The organism is Erythrobacter sp. S227 (assembly GCF_057364925.1).
Genome location: NZ_CP200280.1, coordinates 291800 through 307890, shown reverse-complemented (window position 1 = coordinate 307890; position 16091 = coordinate 291800). Strand labels below are relative to the sequence as shown.

The window sequence follows — 16091 nt, the reverse complement described above, 5'->3', positions numbered from 1 at the left end:
CGCATTCCGAAAAGGAAAAGGACAGGCCACCCAATGTCAGGCGATCTTCAAGACACCTCGGACGCAAGCGCCGCCACAGAGCATTCTGGCGAGGCAAGCGTTATCGAGGGCAGCGACGGGCAGACCGACGCGAAAGCTGTCGAAATCGCTTTGGTCGATGATGATCGCAACATTCTCACAACCGTTTCCATCGCGCTTCAGGCGGAAGGATTTGTGACCCGGCTTTATTCGGATGGCGAAACTGCCCTGAAAGCGCTGATCGAGAACCCGCCCGATTTGGCCGTTTTTGATATCAAGATGCCGAAAATGGATGGTCTGGAATTGCTGCGCAGGGTCCGGGCAAGCTCCCCCCTCCCCGTCATTTTCCTGACCAGTAAAGATGATGAGGCTGATGAAGAAGTCGGGCTGGAACTGGGCGCGGATGACTACATCGCGAAACCGTTTTCCTTGCGTCTTTTGACCGCAAGGATCCGAGCGATTTTGCGCCGGGCGGAACCGGAACGAAGCCATGGCCTGCCCGCCTCGTCCAAGGATGCGGCCCAATCCACGTTGAACCGTGGCCGGCTTTATATGGATCCTGCACGCCACCATGTGAAATGGGATGACAAATCGGTCAGCCTCACCGTGACCGAATTCCTCATCCTCGAAGCTCTCGCTGCACGGCCCGGTGTTATCAAAAGCCGCAACCAATTGATGGACGCAGCCTACCCCGACGACATATTTGTCGATGACCGAACCGTCGACAGCCACATCAAACGCATGCGCCGCAAATTCCGCTGCGTCGACCCGACTTTTGATGCAATCGAAACGCTTTACGGCGCAGGTTACAGCTTCACCGATGGCTAGCACCAGCTCAAAGGCACCTGACAGACAAGCTGCGCCATTGATCCAAAGCATCGCTCAAAGGATTGAACGGCCCAGCTTTTTTGCACGGTTCTCGCTTACCGCGCGCATTCTGATTGTGAATATTCTGCCGATTGCACTCTTGTCAGGCGGCTTGTTCTACCTCGATACTTATCGCACCCAGTTGATCGACGAACGGTTCAAACTGGCGCGGATCGAAGCGCAGATCACCGCAGAAGCGCTCGCTGGGGCCACCAAAAGCAGGCAGGAAGCCTTGCTTGTCCAGATCGGTCAGGAACAGCGGATGCGCATGCGTATGTTCGATGCTGAGGGCCTGCTTTGGGCTGACAGCTACGCTTTGGCTGAACCTGCCTTCGAATTTCACGACATTACCAACGACACCTGGGAACAGGAACTCGCACGATGGCTCGACAGAACCGTCGACGCCATTGTGAGCGCAGAGGCGGTTCCGGAATTCGTCGAACCCGAAGGGCAAACCGCGGACGCTTGGCCTGAATTGGTTCAGGCGCGCCAAGTGGGCTTTAGCCAGATTCGCCTCTATCGCTGGGTCGACGGGACGCCGGTTATCACCGCTGCTGCGCCGGTTGGCCTTAACGGCGCAACACTTCTCACCGTGCGCAATGCGGTGGACATCACCGAAAGCGTGCGCGCGGCGCGGACCGCGCTGATTACGGCGGTGTTGCTTGTGCTGGGCGCCTCGGCTGCGCTCTCGCTATACCTTGCGCGAACAATCGTCTCGCCCTTGCAGCTGCTTGCCGGATCAACCCAGCGCGTTCGCCTTGGCCGTGAACGCGACGTCGAAGTGCCCCGCCTGCCTGCGCGAAAAGACGAGATCGGACAGCTAGCCCGCTCGGTCTCCGATATGACCCTCGCCCTGCGCCAGAGGATCGATGCGGTTGACAGTTTTGCCGCCGATGTTGCCCACGAGATCAAGAACCCGCTTGCATCCTTGCGCAGCGCGATTGAATCGCTCCCCAAGGTTAAGGACAAAGAGACGCGCGAAAAGCTGGAGCAGATTGCCACGCACGATGTGCGCCGGATCGACCGGCTGGTCAGCGAGATTTCCGATGCGAGCCGGATCGATGCGGAAATGAGCCGCGCGACGCTTGAGAAGATCGATATGGCTGATCTCATCCGCGCCATCATCGGCAGCCGCGAAAACCGGGCGGAAAACCATGACCACCGGATCGAACTAACGACCAGAGGCTTCAAGGCCAATGTCATGGGAGTGGGCGCGCGGCTTGAGCGGGTGATCGAAAACTTGCTCGATAATGCCGTTTCCTTCGCCCCGCCCGACGCGCCCATCGAAGTAATGGTTGATAACGACGGCAATTGCGTCACCGTTACCGTGTGCGACACAGGGCCCGGCATACCCGAAGACGCGCGCGAAAAAGTGTTTCACCGCTTCCACTCCATCCGGCCAGAGGGCGAAGACTTTGGCAACCACTCCGGCCTTGGCCTCGCGATTGCCCGCACCATTGCACAGGCGCATGGCGGCTCGCTCGTTGCCGAAGCCCGCGAGGATGGTGCGCAGGGCGCATGCCTTCGTTTCCAACTGCCAGCGGCAGAGTAGCCTCAGGCAATGGCCCCCGCATGACCACGACCATCCTTTCAGCCAGCGCGGTTGCAATCGGCGATGTGGCTCTTGCAATCGAGGGGCCCCCGGGCAGCGGCAAATCATCGCTTGCTCTTGCTCTTATCGACCGTGGCGCAAAGCTCATCGGAGATGACGCGGTCTCGCTCACCCAGGACAATGGCCGCCTTATTGCTGGCCCTCCCCCCAGTATCGAAGGTTTGATCGAGCTGCGCGGTATCGGGCTTTTCCCGATGACGGTGGCCCCGCCCTGCCCGCTGGCCCTGATCTTGTCACTGGGGGTCGAAGGGGAGCGGCTTCCGCAAAGCGTGTCGCAGCGGGATATTTGCGGCCTGAAAATCCCGTGCCTGCCTTTTGAGCCAGGGACAATTGCACCTGCCATTCGCGCCGAAATGGCGCTCGAAAAGCACGGACTGCAATTCTCCTAAGCCGACAAATCGCTTCCCTTCTGGCGTCCAAAGCGCGAAAAGGGGCAACAGATTATGGACACCGCACCCCCCTCCCCTGACCCTAGACAGCGCCTCCTCCTCGTCACCGGACTTGCAGGCGCTGGCAAATCGACAGCGCTCGATGTGCTCGAAGATCTGGGGTGGGAGACCATCGACAATTTCCCCATCCGAATGCTCGAACGCCTCGTCGGTGAACCGGGAGAAACGGAACAGGATACATCGACCCCATCGCGGGCGCCGCTTGCCATCGGTTTCAACTCGCGCACGCGCGGCTTTGTCCCTGCAGAGATCATTTCGATCATCAAAACCATGGCGGCGCGCGATGATCTGGCGCTCACTTTCATGTTCATCGATTGCAAGACAAGCGAGCTGGAGCGTCGGTACAACGAAACCCGCCGCCGTCACCCGCTGGCGCAAGAACGCACCGTTCAGGACGCGATTGCCGCAGAACGCGAACTGCTCGAGCCGCTAAGGCGCTGGGCAGAAGTGGTAATCGACACAAGCGCATTGTCCGCAAATGAACTGCAAACCCAGGTGCGCGAGCTGTTTGGCCGGGAACACAAGGCCGAGCTGAGCCTCACCGTCTCCAGTTTCGGCTTTGCGCGCGGCATGCCGCCGCTTGCCGATCTGGTTTTCGACATGCGTTTTCTCGACAACCCGCATTGGATCGAAGGGTTGCGCGAGAAGACCGGCCTCGATGAAGAAGTCGGCACGCATATTCGCAAGGATCCCGCCTTTGACACTGTTTTTGAACAGATCCGTTCGCTCCTGCTGACCGTCCTGCCGCGCTATGCGGCGCAGGGGAAAGCCTATGTTCATGTCGCCTTTGGTTGTACCGGGGGGAGACATCGCTCCGTCTTTACCGCAGAGGGGATGGCGCAGGCCTTGCGCGAGGCAGGGTTTTCGCCCACTGTCCGGCATCGAAATCTGAAGTCGCGAGCGGCAGATACAATCGAGGGCGCCAATGAAAGTTAGCGCCAAGGTTTGGATTAAGAGTTTGCATCGAATGGTGGTGTTAGTGTTAGGCACAGACCCTCGCAGTTTTGAGCAGGTCACTGGGTACGGACGGACTGAATTCACGGTATGATCGGTTTGATTCTGGTAACGCATGGCCGCCTGGCGGACCAATTTGTCGAGGCAATGGAACACGTTGTGGGTGAACAATCCGCCGTGGAGACCGTCTGCATCGGCCCCAATGACGATATGGAACAACGCCGCGCCGAAATTGCTACTGCGATTGACGCTGTTGATGACGGAAGCGGGGTAATCATCCTTACCGATCTGTTCGGCGGCACACCGTCCAATCTGGCGATCTCGCTGCTTGATGCTGGCCGAGTCGAGGTGATCGCAGGGATCAATCTCCCGATGCTCATCCGTCTGGCCGGTGCGCGCAAGAATTTGAGCGTGGTAGAGGCGGTTGAGGCCGCGCAGGTCGCCGGGCGCAACTACATCACCGTCGCAAGCGAGCTTTTGGGCGCGGACAACGCACCGCAAGGCAAACCGGCACGCGCCGCGAGCGGCGGCAGTTAGGGACCGCGCGATGGGGGAAGTGCGTCAGACCGTCACGATCGTGAACAAGCGGGGCCTTCATGCCCGCGCCAGCGCCAAATTCGTTGGTGCCGTGGCCGCATTGCCTGATGGGGCGCAGGTCAAAGTCGCCAAAGGCGGGAACGAGGCCGCAGGCGGATCGATCCTTGGTTTGATGATGCTGGGCGCGGCCAAGGGCGACGAAATCGAGCTTATCGTCGATGGCGATGGTTGCGACGCGGTTCTGGCGGAGCTTGTCGCGCTGGTCGAAGACGGCTTTGGCGAAGACTGAGCACGCATCCTGATGCGCAAGCATATCTCCGGCTTTTCCAATCCCACGGTGAAATATCTGCGCAGTTTGCGCGAAAAGAAGCTGCGCAAACGTGCCGGCCAATTCCTGGTCGAGGGGCTGCGCCTGCTCGAAGATGCGCGGGTGAGCGGCTATGTGCCGCGCACTTTGGTCACGGCTGAAGGGCGCGATCCCCATCCGCTGATCGAGGGGCTGGAGCGCGAAATTGAGGCATCGGGCGGCGAGGTGATCACCACCACGCCAGACATTCTGTCCAAGATCACAGGCAAGTCAAACGCCCAGAGCGTCGTCGGCGTGTTCGATGAGTTCGACACTTCTTTGGATAAGATCGACCGCAGCGCCGCCAAAATCTGGCTGGTCGCACAGGACCTGCGCGATCCCGGCAATCTTGGGACCATGCTGCGCACCGGCGATGCGGTTGGTGCTGGCGGGCTGATCCTGATCGACGATTGCGCCGACCCGTTCAGCGCCGAAGCCGTGCGCGCAAGTATGGGCGCGGTGTTTACGCAAGGGTTAGCGAGAGCGCGCTGGGACGAGTTTATCCCGTGGCTGCGATCAGGCGCAGGCCAGCTTGTGGCGGCCAGCCTGCGCGACGCCGTGCCCTATCGCGGCGCGCCTTATCAATCGCCATGCTTTATCCTCGTAGGCAACGAATCCCAAGGGCTGCCCGAGGCTTACGAGATGGAATGCGACCTGCGGGTCACCATGCCGATGAAAGGCCGCGCGGATTCGTTGAATGCCGCCGTGGCTGGCGCGGTGCTGGCGTATGAGGTGCTGGCGGAGGTCGACGCGTAGCTACTCGGCCGCGTCCTGTTTGTCTTCGAGCATGAAGTTTTCTTCTTCATCGGCGGCTTTAGCATCCGCCGCATTATAACGCGGGGTGCTTTCCACCAGCGGGACTTCCTCGATCTCGCGCTTGCCGATCTCGACGCCTTTCTCGGCCAAGCGCTTGCCTGACGAGAGGACGTTGCGCTCAAAGCTGCCGACGAATTTGTTGTAATTGTTGACCGCAGTTTCGAGGCCCCCGCCAACGCGCTTGAGGTGCGAGGCCGCTGTTTCCAGGCGGCTGTAGAGTTCAGCGCCCATCCGGCCAATTTCCTGTGCTTCTTTTGCGAGACCATCCTGACGCCAGACCTGCGCCACCGTGCGCGCGATTGCGACAAGGTTGGTGGGCGTCGCCAACAGCACGCGCCGTTCAAATGCAAAGTCCCACAAAGTCGGATCGGCATCCAAAGCGGCGGTTACAAAATGCTCACCCGGAATGAACATAATGACGTAATCGGGCGCTTCTTCAAATTGGCTTTGATAGCTTTTCGCGCCCAAGGTCTGAACGTGATTGCGCATGGATTTCGCGTGTGCGTCCAACTCGCGTTTGCGCGTGTCGTCATCATCGGCCTCGAATGCGGCCTGATAGGCGTTGAGCGAGACTTTAGAATCGATCACCAGCTTCTTTTGGCCCGGCACATTGATGATCGCATCGGGGCGAAGCCGGCCCTCTTCGGTTTCAACCGAATGCTCCATCATAAAATCGGTATGCTCGGCCAGCCCGCATTGTTCGAGCAGGTTCTGCAGCGCCCTCTCCCCCCAGCGGCCCCGCGCTTTGGGAGCGTTGGTCAGCGAATTGCCAAGCCGCTGTGCCTCGCGCCGGACCTCTTCCTGCCCCTCGCGCATGGATTGGATGAGACCCTGCAATTGCCCAAAGGCATCGGTGCGCTTGGCCTCAAGTTCGGACACCTGCTTTTCGTAATTCGCGAGCTTTTCGCCCACGGGCGTGAGCAAAGCCTTGATCTTCGCCTCGCCCGTTTGCTCGGACTGTTTGAAGCGCTCTTCCGCTCGGCGCAGAAACGCTTCTTGGTTCTGGCGCAGGACTTCAGCGCCCGCAGCCTTGAACTGATTGGTCATTTCCTCACGAGCCTGACCCAGCAAACGTTTTTGCTCTTCAAACGCCTTTTCGCGTTCCTGCTTGCCGCTTTCTTCAGCAGCCAGACGCTGAGCCAATGCGGCGCGTTCCTCGTTTGCTTTTGCAAGCTCATCCGCCAATCCATCGGCGCGCCCAGCGCGTTCGGACATGGTCGCTAGATCAGTTGCGGCGCGGCGAAATTTTTCGTCCAGCGCCTTTGTTTCGCCCTCGCTGGCCGCAAGACGTTCTCGCAATTCGGTGACAGGCCGCGAGGCGAAAAAGTATGCGGCACCGCCCCCGAGAAGAAGGCCAACAACCAAAGATACGATGAGAAGAATCGGGTTTTCCATGCTTCTTTATAGCACGGAACAAATGCGGAACACTAGCGCTTTGTTGGATATCCCCAACTACTGTGCAGCTTTGGGCCTAGGCCAGTCTCTTACGGCACAAATCAGGAAAATAAGCGCACAGGTAGGCCAGATGTACCAGTCGCTGAAGCCGTTCGAATACTCTTCCCAAGCTTTGAAACCAAAATACGCTGCCATGAAGCAATACATCACGCACCAAATCTTGGATTGACGAGCAGTCGGCTCCTTCTTTGGCAAACCACGCGACCAAAACCAATATCCGAACACCAGCAGTCCAATAAGGACCAGGATCATAAAGCTACCGAAGATGTGTTCGGCGGGCCACATCTGGTTACGCCGCAGCCCTCAACTTCTTCAGCTTCTTCAGCATCATATTGCGCTTTAGCCGCGAGAGGTGGTCGATGAAGACGATGCCTTCGAGGTGGTCCATCTCGTGCTGGAGACAGGTCGCCATCATGCCGGTGAGGTGCTCTTTGTGGTGGTTGCCCTCAAGGTCCTGATACTCGACCGTGCAGGATGCCGGGCGATCGACGTCGGCGTAAATCTCGGGGAGTGAAAGACAGCCTTCCTGGAAGGTGCTCATTTCCTCGGTCTCGGGCGTGATCACCGGATTGATGAACACGCGCGGCTCTTTTTTCGTGGCAGGATGGGTGTGCTTGGTCCCGTCATGCTCGCACTCGACCGGCTCTGCATCCGGATCATCGGGCTGCAAGTCGATGACGAGCACGCGCTTGGGCACAGCGACCTGAATGGCGGCAAGGCCAATGCCGGGCGCGTCATACATCGTCTCGAACATGTCATCGACGAGCGTTTTGAGATCGTCGTTGAACTCTTCGGGTTTAACCGGTTCGGACACAAGTTTAAGCCGGGGGTCCGGCACTTCTATGATTTCACGGATAGCCATATGGGCAATTTAGTGCGCGTAAGCGTCAGCCGCAAGCGCAAGTGTTCGATCACCGTAATCGGCCATCCCATGGCGGGGATGTTAGCCCACAGGCCGCCGCGCCCTTAACGCTTGTGCCAAAGTGCCCTCGTCGAGGTAATCTAGCTCTCCGCCGACCGGCAGGCCATGGGCAAGCTGGGTGATGCGGACCTTGTGCTCCTCCAGCCGCTCGGCGAGGTAGTGCGCGGTGGTTTGCCCCTCTAGCGTCGCGTTCATGGCGAGGACCACTTCGTCCACTTCGCCGGTGGAAACGCGGTCCATCAGGGAGGCGATATTGAGGTCTTCGGGGCCGATGCCGTCGAGTGCGGACAGCTTTCCGCCCAGCACATGGTAGCGCCCTTGGAACAGGCGCGCCCGGTCCAACGCCCACACGTCGGCGACATCCTCAACCACGCAAAGCGCTTTCGCATCGCGGCGCACATCCGCGCAGATGCCGCAAGGGTTTACGGTGTCCACATTGCCGCAAGTGTCGCACTCGACCAGTGTTTGCGAAATCGCGTCCAGCGCCTCCAACAGGTCGGGCAAAGCACGCTCACGGTTTTTAACCAGCCACAGCACAGCCCGCCTTGCGCTGCGCGGGCCAAGACCCGGCAAACGCGCCAATGCAGCTGATAAAGCTTCGATCTCTTGCGATGCCATGTGGGGGGAGATAGGGCGCTTGGTTCAATTCACAAAGGTTTGCTGATCGCTTTATGCGCATAGTTTTTATGGGAACGCCCGATTTTGCGGTGCCTGCTCTGGTGGCCCTCCACGAGGCGGGCCATGAAGTGCTGTGCGTTTACACCCAGCCGCCAAGCCGTTCTGGCCGTGGCAAGAAGCTGCGTCCCTCGCCTGTGCAGGCTAAAGCCGAGGAGCTTGGGTTTGAAGTGCGATCGCCCAAGTCTTTGCGCGGTGAAGAGGCGCAAGCCGAGTTTGCAGCGCTGGGTGCCGATATTTCGGTGGTGGCGGCTTACGGTCTGATCCTGCCGCAAGCGGTGCTCGATGCGCCGACGCACGGGTGCCTCAATATCCACGCCTCGATCCTGCCGCGCTGGCGGGGCGCTGCGCCCATTCACCGCGCTATTATGGCGGGCGATGAGGAGACGGGCGTTACTATTATGCAGATGGAAGCAGGCCTCGATACAGGGCCGATGCGGCATATTGTGCGCACGCCGATTGGGGCCAAGACTACGGGCGAGATGTTTGCCGAGCTTGGGCAATTGGGCGCTGAGGCGATGGTCGAGGTTCTGGCCGATCTTGATGCTTTTCCGCCCGTGCCGCAAGACGATGTCCAAGCCACCCATGCGGCCAAAATCGACAAGGCCGAGGCGCGAATCGACTGGTCTCGGGGCTCGGGCGAGCTGGTGCGTCATGTCGCGGGACTTGCGCCCTTCCCCGGCGCCTGGTTTGAGCTGGGTGATGAACGGGTGAAGTTGCTTTTGGCGGAAGAGGTAGAGGGGTCAGGCGAGCCGGGAGAAGTCCTCGACGCTGAACTCACTATCGCTTGCGGTGAAGGCGCGATCCGTCCACTCAAACTACAGCGCGCGGGCAAGCCTGCGATGAGCTGCGAGGACTTCCTGCGCGGGCGGCCGATTGAGGTGAGGACTGTGCTCAAGTGACCCGTTTCGCGCTTACCATAGAATTTGACGGCACACCCTTTCACGGGCTCCAGCGGCAGAAACACGGGCCGTCTGTGCAGCAGTCGATCGAGGATGCGCTGCACCGGATTACGGGTGAGGACGCGGTCTTGCACAGCGCGGGACGTACCGATGCGGGCGTGCATGCTCTGGGAATGCGTTCCCATGTGGACCTTGAGAAAGATATCGACCCGTTTCGACTCTCCGAGGCGATCAATGCCCACCTTCGCCCGGACCCCATCGCTATCCTTGATTGCATGATCGTCCCCGATGATTGGCACGCGCGGTTTTCTTGTGTCGGGCGGCGATATGTCTATCGCATCTGCAACCGGCGTGCGCCCCTGACTTTTGCCAAGAACCAGGTTTGGCATGTTGCGCAGCCGCTCGACACGCACGCCATGCACCGCGCCGCGCAATCGCTTGTCGGACTTCATGACTTCACCACATTTCGCTCTGTTCATTGCCAGTCAAAAGACCCGGTAAAGACGCTGGACCGCCTCGATGTGGTGAGAGACGGCGACGAGATTCGCATTTATGCCGAGGCTCGCAGTTTCTTGCATCATCAGGTCCGAAGCATGGTCGGATGCCTCAAGCTGGTCGGCCAAGGGACATGGGACGAGGCGCAAATCGGCCATGCCCTAGCGGCAAAAGACCGCCGGGAATTAGGGCTTAACGCGCCCCCGCAAGGGCTCTATTTCGTTGAAGCAATCTATCCGGATGGGTACTGCGAGTAATGTCCAATTGGTACAAGTTTCCAATGAGCGCGAAGATGTCCAATGGCGATTATCGCGCCGGGCTGAACGCGCTCAACATCGTGTTTGGCGCAGTCTTGGGCTTTGTGCTTGTGGGAGGTGAAAACCTGCCGATATTCGACTTTACCGCTTTGCTCGTCATCAGCGCGTTAATCGTCATGATGATCCAGTCTATTGCGCTGAGCGACTTTACCCTGTTCAGCGTTGTTGCAACGGCAGTTGCGATTTATTTTCTGCCTCAAATGGCAGAGGAGTGGTTTTCGCTTACCAAAGTCCCCAAATTGCAACCAACCCTCGCGGTCTGGGCGAGTATGGCGACCATCCTCGAGTTGTCACCACGAGAAAAAGCGCACGAGAAATCAGGCGAGAATTCCGACACATCAACCGACTAATTCCACACTGGAGAGAGACACTTATGACTACCGGCAAACAGCTTTTCACCACGCTTTCAAAAGAAGGCAAACTCACCCTTGAGGTTAGCGAGGAGACCTTCCCCGAGCCCAAGGGCAACCAGGTTCTGGTCAAGATGGAAGCGGCGCCGATCAACCCGTCGGACCTCGCGATCCTCACCAGCGCGGCTGACTTTGAAAACGCGGAATACTCGGCGGGCAAGGTTGTTGCTAACATGCCTGAACCGTTTTTGTCAGGCCAACGCGGCCGTCACGGTCAACGCCTCGAAGCCGGTAACGAAGGCGCTGGCACCGTGGTCGCCACCGGTGACAGCGATATGGCGAAAGCCCTTATGGGTCAGAGGGTTGCCTGCGTCCCCGGACATGCGTTCAGCCAATACGCCATTGCCGATGCAATGATGTGTCTGCCTTTGGGTGACCACTCATGCGAAGCGGGCGCGTCCTCTTTCGTGAACCCGATGACAGCGCTCGGATTTGTCGAAACCGCGAAGATGGAAGGCCACGATGCGATCATCCACCTCGCAGCAGCGTCCAACCTCGGCCAGATGCTCAACAAGATTTGTCAGGAAGACGGCATCAAGCTCGTCAATATCGTGCGCCGTCAGGAACACGTTGACCTGTTGAAATCGCAAGGCGCGCTATATGTCGTGAATTCATCGGATGATGACTACATGGCGCAGCTTCGTGCAGCGATCAAAGAAACCGGCGCATTCCTTGGCTTTGACCCGATTGGTGGCGGCCAGAACACCGACCACGTGCTGAAAGCGATGGAGCAGGTCGCGGCCAGCCAAATGGACGAATATTCGCGCTATGGCTCGAACCAGGACAAGAAGATGTATCAGTACGGACGTCTGGACCTCCAGAACCCGACCATTCTGACGCCGTCTTACGGTCTGCAATGGTGTGTGGCTGGCTGGCTGCTCACCCCGTTCCTTGCGAAAGCGGGCATGGAGACGGTTGTGCGGATGCGCACCCGTGTTCTTGAGAACCTCGATACGACTTTTGCGTCGAGCTATAAGGCGAAGGTCAATCTGGAAGAGATGCTGACCAAGGACGCGATCCTTGATTATCGCCAGATGAAAACCGGCGAGAAGTATCTCGTTACGCCTTGGGGGTAATGGGTAGTATTTGCGCGCGGCCCGCACATTGTTGCGGGCCGCGGGCACACCTCTATCCGCGGTCAAACGCCGCTTGAATATCGCTTAGCTCGCTGACCCCGTTTGCGATCAGCACCATCAGCATAACGCGCGCTTTGGCAGGACCAAGCGCGCGGGCTGCGACGAACCCATAGGCGTCGTCATCCACCTCGACATTGCGGTCCACCAACCCCTCGTCCACGCGGGCCGAGCGTACCACGGGAACGCCGTCTTTCACCGCCTGCGAAAGCGCATCGAGCACAGGCTTTGGCGCATTGCCCTGCCCCATTCCGGCGAGCACCAATCCCTTGCAACCAATGCCAAGAAGCGCCTTCACAGCTTGCGCATCCATCCCTGCGCCCGCGTGAAGAATTGCGACACGGGGAAGTTCATCCGACCAATCGAAACGCGCCGTCTCTCCTGCACGGGTCGCACCGCCAAACCAGTCGAGGCTCGAAGGAGTCACACGCGCAATCGGGCCCCTTGGATACCCTTTGAATGCATCGATGTTGGAGGTCGCGCTTTTACGCACATCTTTGGCTGCAAACACGGTGTCGCCCATCACCAGCAAGGGCCCTCGCCCGGCCGCATCGGGATCGCTCGCCACCCGCACTGCATTGGCAAAATTGCGCATCCCGTCACTGCCCACCGCGCCCGCTGGCCGCATCGCGCCGACCAGCACAACAGGTTTTGCAGGCGCAAGGGTCAGATCGAGCAGATAGGCGGTCTCTTCTGCCGTATCGGTCCCGTGTGTCACAAGAATGCCGTCGATGTCGGGATTGTTCTGGGCATCGCTGATCTCACGATGAAGCGCGTCCCATACGTCCCAGCCCATATCCTGCGAACCGATTTGCGCGATCGGTTTTGCGATCAGCGTCGCATTGAGGTTCAATCCGGTCACATCGCCAAGCATGGTATCAAGGCTAAGCTGGCCTGCCGAATAAGAGCCGCCCGTGGCGCTTACTGCATGACCGGCAATTGTGCCGCCTGTGCCCAGAACTAAAAGCGTTGGCGCCAGCCTGTTCAACGTCCCTGCACCAAGCGGCGAATGTGGGCAAAGGCGACCAAAAGCCCGCCGATCACCGTCAGAACAGTCTCGTTCGAACCCAATTGCTCAGCAAAAAGCCCGGCGATCAGAAATGAAATGCCGAGCCCTGCGGGAACCATAAAGCCCGGTGTTCGCGCCAGAACGTCGCGGATGGGCACGCTCGCCGAGATGATCGCTGCAAGCCCTGCAAAGAGCCAATGCAGCCAATCCGCGTCAGCCACGACCGTCAGGAACGGCATCACGCTCGCCAACAAAGGCAGAGCGAGGCAGTGCACGATGCACAGGGCGCTGAGCGCGGTTGCGGCGCGGTCGCTTTTAACTGCAAGCTCCATGATATACTGTATCATCCAATAGCGAAACGCTGCGTCACTATGAGCCAAGTGAGGAAGCGTCAATCGCTAATCGGGTTCCTGTGAAGGAAGGAAACAATAAATGCCAGCCCCAAGCACGAACAGAAGGAAATGCGGCACGTTTTGCAAACTGGCATGTTCAATTCTATTGTCGGGTGCGGCCTGGCAATTCAGCGCGCGTATAAGACGAGCAGTGATCCCCCTGACGGCAAAGAAACAAACGAGCTGACGATGCAATTGGAAGTAAGCAATGTTGGCCTGTCCTATGGTGAGGACGCGGTCCTGCGCGATGTGAGCTTCACCTTGGGCTCGGGCGAGCAGGCGCTTTTGCTGGGCCCGTCGGGTTCTGGCAAATCCAGCCTTCTGAATATCATTTGCGGACTGCAAACTGCGGACAGCGGAACCGTTACGCTGGGCGGCAAGCCAATCGACGATCTGGTTCGCAAAGCCCATATGGGTGTCATATTCCAGACCCTGCGGTTGGTTTCAGCGTTGAATGTGCGGGCCAATTTGCTTCTTGCCCAAAGGCTTGCAAACGGTTCGCCTGATGCGGCCATGGTTGATGTGAAGCTTGATCAATTGGGCATTTCTCACCGCGCAAAGGCCCGTCCTTTCGAGCTTAGCCAAGGCGAAGCGCAGCGCGCGGCGATTGCGCGGGCCCTGGTGGTATCGCCCAAGCTTCTGATCGCGGATGAGCCGACCTCTGCGCTGGATGCAAGCAACACACAGGTTGTCGCAGATATGCTGATCGAGGCGGCCCGCAATGCCGGGGCGAGCCTGCTGATTGCGACGCATGACGACCGGCTGACTACACATTTTGAGCGCACATTGACGCTTGGCGAAGGGAGGGTGACAGGATGATCTCGCTTGCCCTCGCCTATTTGCGCGACCGCCCGTTGACGACGGCATTGAACGTCCTTTTGCTTGCGATTTCGGTCGCTATGCTCGTCCTGCTTTTGCAATTTGGCGAACAGGCGCGCCAACGGTTTGAACGCGATGCGGCAGGCGTTGACCTAGTGGTCGGCGCGAAGGGATCGCCGCTGCAGCTTATCTTGTCGAGCATCTTCCACATCGATCAACCCACCGGCAACATCCCCTATGAAAGCCTCGAAACATTGCGCAGCAATCCGGCTGTTTCGCGCGTCGTACCGCTTGCACTGGGGGACAATTTTCGCGGGTTTCGGATTGTTGGAACCGATGCGACATTTGCGCAGAGTTATGGTCTGGAACTTGCCGAGGGGGCCCAGTTTGACGGGCCGATGCAGGCGGTGATCGGGTCCAAAGTCGCACAGGAAACCGGCGCGCAATTGGGTCAGAAATTCATCGGCAATCACGGGTTTGCAAGCGAGGAAGGAGACGGTCAGGGCCACGACCATGCTCCGTTTGAAACCGTTGGTATCCTCGCGCCCAGTGGAACGGTGGCTGACCGCCTGATCCTTACCTCGGTCGAAAGCGTTTGGGACGTCCATGGTATCGCCCATGACCACCTTGATGAAGGTCAGGAAGATCACGAAAGCCATGACCATGGTGAGGGTCATGACCACGCACAGGCAAGCGAAGGCAATACGCCTCAAACGCGCATGCCCGGCCTTGAGCCCGACCTCACCGCCCTTCTGGTGACCTATCGCAATGCCTCGGCGGCCATTCGCGTGCCTGCCATAATCAATCGCCAGACCGAAATGCAGGCTGCGGTCCCGGCAATAGAAACCGCAAGGCTCCTCGAACTTTTGGGCGCAAGCCTTGATGGCATCCGCGTGTTTGCCTGGCTGCTCGGGATCACGGGCGGGCTCGCCATTTTTGTCGCCCTTCTCAATATGGCGCGAAGCCGTGAGGGTGACCTTGCCCTTCTGCGCGTGATGGGCGCGTCCCCTGTTCAGGTTTGCACAACGGTCATTCTGGAAGGGGTTATCACGGCGGCTATCGGCGCTCTTGTTGGCTGGGTTGGTGCCCACACACTCATCGCCTTTGCCCGCAGCAGGTTCTCGACCCTTTCGGATTTGGGCCTTGCCGCTTGGGCCCCTGTTTCAGGAGAGCTTTTGCTGGTTCTGTCGGTGATCGCTATCGGCGCACTTGCCGCCTTGATACCGGCGGCGCGAGTGTACAATATTGACCCTGCACGTGTATTGGCGAGACATTGAGAATGACCAAATCTGATTTCTTCACCAAAATAGCATGGCGCGTCGCGGCCTTGTCGGTGTTCGCGCTCATCGGTGCGCTCGGCTTCGCGAGCCTTTTGGAAAAGCCCAATGAAGGTCCCGCGCCCATTTCCCTCGCAACCAAAGCGAAAGCGCAAAGCTCTGGCGCGCCAGACCCCAAGCTGGGCGCGCAAATCGATGACATCTGGAAACCGGCAGCAACCCCGCCGGGCGGCACGTCATGGGCGCTATTGGAAGCAGCCAAGGAAGTCACCCGCACGGACGACGCAGGTTTCACCGTCTCCTATCCGCTATTCACCAAGGAACAGCGCGCTCTTGAAGGCAAACGGATCAAGGTTTCCGGCTGGATGGACCCGCTTCAGGTGGGCTCCGAGCAAAAGCGGTTTGTCCTTCTTGGCTATCCGCCCGGATGCCCGTTCCACTTTCACGCCGCCCCCATGCAATTCATCGAAGTGATGGCCAGCACACCGTTCAAAACCGACCGCACCAATGTGATAACGGTCAGCGGCGTACTGGAGCTGACCGGCTATGATGAAAGCGGGGTTTTCTACCGCCTGTGGGATTCGCGCCCTGCCTGAGACACACGGCCAAACTCTTGGGCAAAAATTGTCGCAAATTGTCGTGCAATTGTAGTCATCCGCACCCATATAGCGTGCGTAACTCGGGGA

19 protein-coding genes are annotated in these 16091 nt (G+C 58.9%); 14 read left to right on the top strand and 5 right to left on the bottom strand.

The genetic code is table 11. The features are described from left to right. Window positions 1–33: 33 nt before the first annotated feature. The 7 genes from AC0V6Q_RS01375 (at window position 34) to AC0V6Q_RS01345 (ending at window position 5539) form a co-directional block, all read left to right on the top strand. Window positions 34–846, top strand: coding sequence for a response regulator transcription factor (locus AC0V6Q_RS01375; protein WP_486166654.1), 813 nt, complete (start codon window positions 34–36; stop codon window positions 844–846). Next, the gene (locus AC0V6Q_RS01370) at window positions 839–2437 is read left to right on the top strand and encodes a sensor histidine kinase (RefSeq protein WP_486166653.1); all 1599 of its coding nucleotides are present in this window, start codon (window positions 839–841) and stop codon (window positions 2435–2437) included. The genes AC0V6Q_RS01375 and AC0V6Q_RS01370 overlap by 8 nt, the downstream gene beginning before the upstream one ends. Before the next feature lie 20 nt (window positions 2438–2457). Then, entirely contained in the window at window positions 2458–2886 is a 429-nt protein-coding gene (locus tag AC0V6Q_RS01365; protein ID WP_486166652.1) for an HPr kinase/phosphorylase, read from the top strand. 54 nt (window positions 2887–2940) lie between these two features. Then, window positions 2941–3882, top strand: a complete 942-nt coding sequence (gene rapZ, locus AC0V6Q_RS01360; protein ID WP_486166651.1) for an RNase adapter RapZ — start codon at window positions 2941–2943, stop codon at window positions 3880–3882. Window positions 3883–3990: 108 nt separating this feature from the next. Further along, window positions 3991–4437: a PTS sugar transporter subunit IIA gene (locus AC0V6Q_RS01355; RefSeq protein ID WP_486166650.1), complete on the top strand. Its 447-nt coding sequence runs from the start codon at window positions 3991–3993 to the stop codon at window positions 4435–4437. A gap of 10 nt (window positions 4438–4447) precedes the next feature. Further along, complete coding sequence (locus tag AC0V6Q_RS01350; protein ID WP_486166649.1) at window positions 4448–4726, top strand: HPr family phosphocarrier protein; 279 nt, start codon at window positions 4448–4450, stop codon at window positions 4724–4726. A gap of 12 nt (window positions 4727–4738) precedes the next feature. Further along, a complete protein-coding gene (locus AC0V6Q_RS01345; protein ID WP_486166648.1) occupies window positions 4739–5539 on the top strand; it encodes a TrmH family RNA methyltransferase in 801 nt (266 codons plus the stop codon). Here AC0V6Q_RS01345 and AC0V6Q_RS01340 read toward each other — a convergent pair whose 3' ends face one another. From AC0V6Q_RS01340 to recR, 3 genes are all read right to left on the bottom strand, one after another. Then, a complete protein-coding gene (locus tag AC0V6Q_RS01340; RefSeq protein ID WP_486166647.1) occupies window positions 5540–6994 on the bottom strand; it encodes a DNA recombination protein RmuC in 1455 nt (484 codons plus the stop codon). A gap of 349 nt (window positions 6995–7343) precedes the next feature. After that, window positions 7344–7916, bottom strand: a complete 573-nt coding sequence (locus AC0V6Q_RS01335; RefSeq protein ID WP_486166646.1) for a peptide deformylase — start codon at window positions 7914–7916, stop codon at window positions 7344–7346. Between the two features lie 81 nt (window positions 7917–7997). Continuing rightward, window positions 7998–8594 (bottom strand): recombination mediator RecR, encoded by a 597-nt coding sequence (gene recR, locus AC0V6Q_RS01330; RefSeq protein WP_486166645.1) that lies wholly within the window; start codon window positions 8592–8594, stop codon window positions 7998–8000. Between the two features lie 53 nt (window positions 8595–8647). Between recR and fmt the strand changes: the two genes are divergently transcribed. From fmt to AC0V6Q_RS01310, 4 genes are read left to right on the top strand one after another with little or no spacing between them, the layout of a single operon-like run. Next, window positions 8648–9553: a methionyl-tRNA formyltransferase gene (gene fmt / locus AC0V6Q_RS01325; protein WP_486166644.1), complete on the top strand. Its 906-nt coding sequence runs from the start codon at window positions 8648–8650 to the stop codon at window positions 9551–9553. Continuing rightward, window positions 9550–10305: a tRNA pseudouridine(38-40) synthase TruA gene (gene truA, locus AC0V6Q_RS01320; protein ID WP_486166643.1), complete on the top strand. Its 756-nt coding sequence runs from the start codon at window positions 9550–9552 to the stop codon at window positions 10303–10305. The genes fmt and truA overlap by 4 nt, the downstream gene beginning before the upstream one ends. Before the next feature lie 35 nt (window positions 10306–10340). Next, complete coding sequence (locus tag AC0V6Q_RS01315; RefSeq protein ID WP_486166642.1) at window positions 10341–10715, top strand: hypothetical protein; 375 nt, start codon at window positions 10341–10343, stop codon at window positions 10713–10715. A 23-nt stretch (window positions 10716–10738) separates the two neighbouring features. Beyond that, complete coding sequence (locus AC0V6Q_RS01310; protein ID WP_486166641.1) at window positions 10739–11851, top strand: zinc-binding dehydrogenase; 1113 nt, start codon at window positions 10739–10741, stop codon at window positions 11849–11851. A 52-nt stretch (window positions 11852–11903) separates the two neighbouring features. Here AC0V6Q_RS01310 and AC0V6Q_RS01305 read toward each other — a convergent pair whose 3' ends face one another. Together AC0V6Q_RS01305 and AC0V6Q_RS01300 are read right to left on the bottom strand one after the other, a co-directional pair. Next, window positions 11904–12896, bottom strand: a complete 993-nt coding sequence (locus tag AC0V6Q_RS01305) for an asparaginase (protein WP_486166640.1) — start codon at window positions 12894–12896, stop codon at window positions 11904–11906. Next, the gene (locus AC0V6Q_RS01300; RefSeq protein ID WP_486166639.1) at window positions 12893–13249 is read right to left on the bottom strand and encodes a MerC domain-containing protein; all 357 of its coding nucleotides are present in this window, start codon (window positions 13247–13249) and stop codon (window positions 12893–12895) included. Before AC0V6Q_RS01300 ends, AC0V6Q_RS01305 begins: the two co-directional genes overlap by 4 nt. 249 nt (window positions 13250–13498) lie before the next feature. On the opposite strand from AC0V6Q_RS01300, the gene AC0V6Q_RS01295 reads away from it, so the two are divergent. Genes AC0V6Q_RS01295 through AC0V6Q_RS01285 form a run of 3 tightly spaced genes read left to right on the top strand, consistent with a single transcriptional unit; the run spans window position 13499 to window position 16001 of the window. Then, window positions 13499–14128: an ABC transporter ATP-binding protein gene (locus tag AC0V6Q_RS01295; RefSeq protein ID WP_486166638.1), complete on the top strand. Its 630-nt coding sequence runs from the start codon at window positions 13499–13501 to the stop codon at window positions 14126–14128. Beyond that, a complete protein-coding gene (locus tag AC0V6Q_RS01290; RefSeq protein ID WP_486166637.1) occupies window positions 14125–15405 on the top strand; it encodes an ABC transporter permease in 1281 nt (426 codons plus the stop codon). The genes AC0V6Q_RS01295 and AC0V6Q_RS01290 overlap by 4 nt, the downstream gene beginning before the upstream one ends. A gap of 2 nt (window positions 15406–15407) precedes the next feature. Continuing rightward, complete coding sequence (locus tag AC0V6Q_RS01285; RefSeq protein WP_486166636.1) at window positions 15408–16001, top strand: DUF3299 domain-containing protein; 594 nt, start codon at window positions 15408–15410, stop codon at window positions 15999–16001. Window positions 16002–16091: the final 90 nt, after the last annotated feature.

Excerpts from the sequence above, each read along its gene's own strand:
- AC0V6Q_RS01375 (WP_486166654.1), top strand. The coding sequence starts at position 34 with ATGTCAGGCGATCTTCAAGACACCTCGGACGCAAGCGCCGCCACAGAG.
- AC0V6Q_RS01370 (WP_486166653.1), top strand. The coding sequence starts at position 839 with ATGGCTAGCACCAGCTCAAAGGCACCTGACAGACAAGCTGCGCCATTG.
- AC0V6Q_RS01365 (WP_486166652.1), top strand. The coding sequence starts at position 2,458 with ATGACCACGACCATCCTTTCAGCCAGCGCGGTTGCAATCGGCGATGTG.
- rapZ (WP_486166651.1), top strand. The coding sequence starts at position 2,941 with ATGGACACCGCACCCCCCTCCCCTGACCCTAGACAGCGCCTCCTCCTC.
- AC0V6Q_RS01355 (WP_486166650.1), top strand. The coding sequence starts at position 3,991 with ATGATCGGTTTGATTCTGGTAACGCATGGCCGCCTGGCGGACCAATTT.
- AC0V6Q_RS01350 (WP_486166649.1), top strand. The coding sequence starts at position 4,448 with ATGGGGGAAGTGCGTCAGACCGTCACGATCGTGAACAAGCGGGGCCTT.
- AC0V6Q_RS01345 (WP_486166648.1), top strand. The coding sequence starts at position 4,739 with ATGCGCAAGCATATCTCCGGCTTTTCCAATCCCACGGTGAAATATCTG.
- AC0V6Q_RS01340 (WP_486166647.1), bottom strand. The coding sequence starts at position 6,994 with ATGGAAAACCCGATTCTTCTCATCGTATCTTTGGTTGTTGGCCTTCTT.
- AC0V6Q_RS01335 (WP_486166646.1), bottom strand. The coding sequence starts at position 7,916 with ATGGCTATCCGTGAAATCATAGAAGTGCCGGACCCCCGGCTTAAACTT.
- recR (WP_486166645.1), bottom strand. The coding sequence starts at position 8,594 with ATGGCATCGCAAGAGATCGAAGCTTTATCAGCTGCATTGGCGCGTTTG.
- fmt (WP_486166644.1), top strand. The coding sequence starts at position 8,648 with ATGCGCATAGTTTTTATGGGAACGCCCGATTTTGCGGTGCCTGCTCTG.
- AC0V6Q_RS01315 (WP_486166642.1), top strand. The coding sequence starts at position 10,341 with ATGTCCAATGGCGATTATCGCGCCGGGCTGAACGCGCTCAACATCGTG.
- AC0V6Q_RS01310 (WP_486166641.1), top strand. The coding sequence starts at position 10,739 with ATGACTACCGGCAAACAGCTTTTCACCACGCTTTCAAAAGAAGGCAAA.
- AC0V6Q_RS01300 (WP_486166639.1), bottom strand. The coding sequence starts at position 13,249 with ATGGAGCTTGCAGTTAAAAGCGACCGCGCCGCAACCGCGCTCAGCGCC.
- AC0V6Q_RS01295 (WP_486166638.1), top strand. The coding sequence starts at position 13,499 with ATGCAATTGGAAGTAAGCAATGTTGGCCTGTCCTATGGTGAGGACGCG.
- AC0V6Q_RS01290 (WP_486166637.1), top strand. The coding sequence starts at position 14,125 with ATGATCTCGCTTGCCCTCGCCTATTTGCGCGACCGCCCGTTGACGACG.
- AC0V6Q_RS01285 (WP_486166636.1), top strand. The coding sequence starts at position 15,408 with ATGACCAAATCTGATTTCTTCACCAAAATAGCATGGCGCGTCGCGGCC.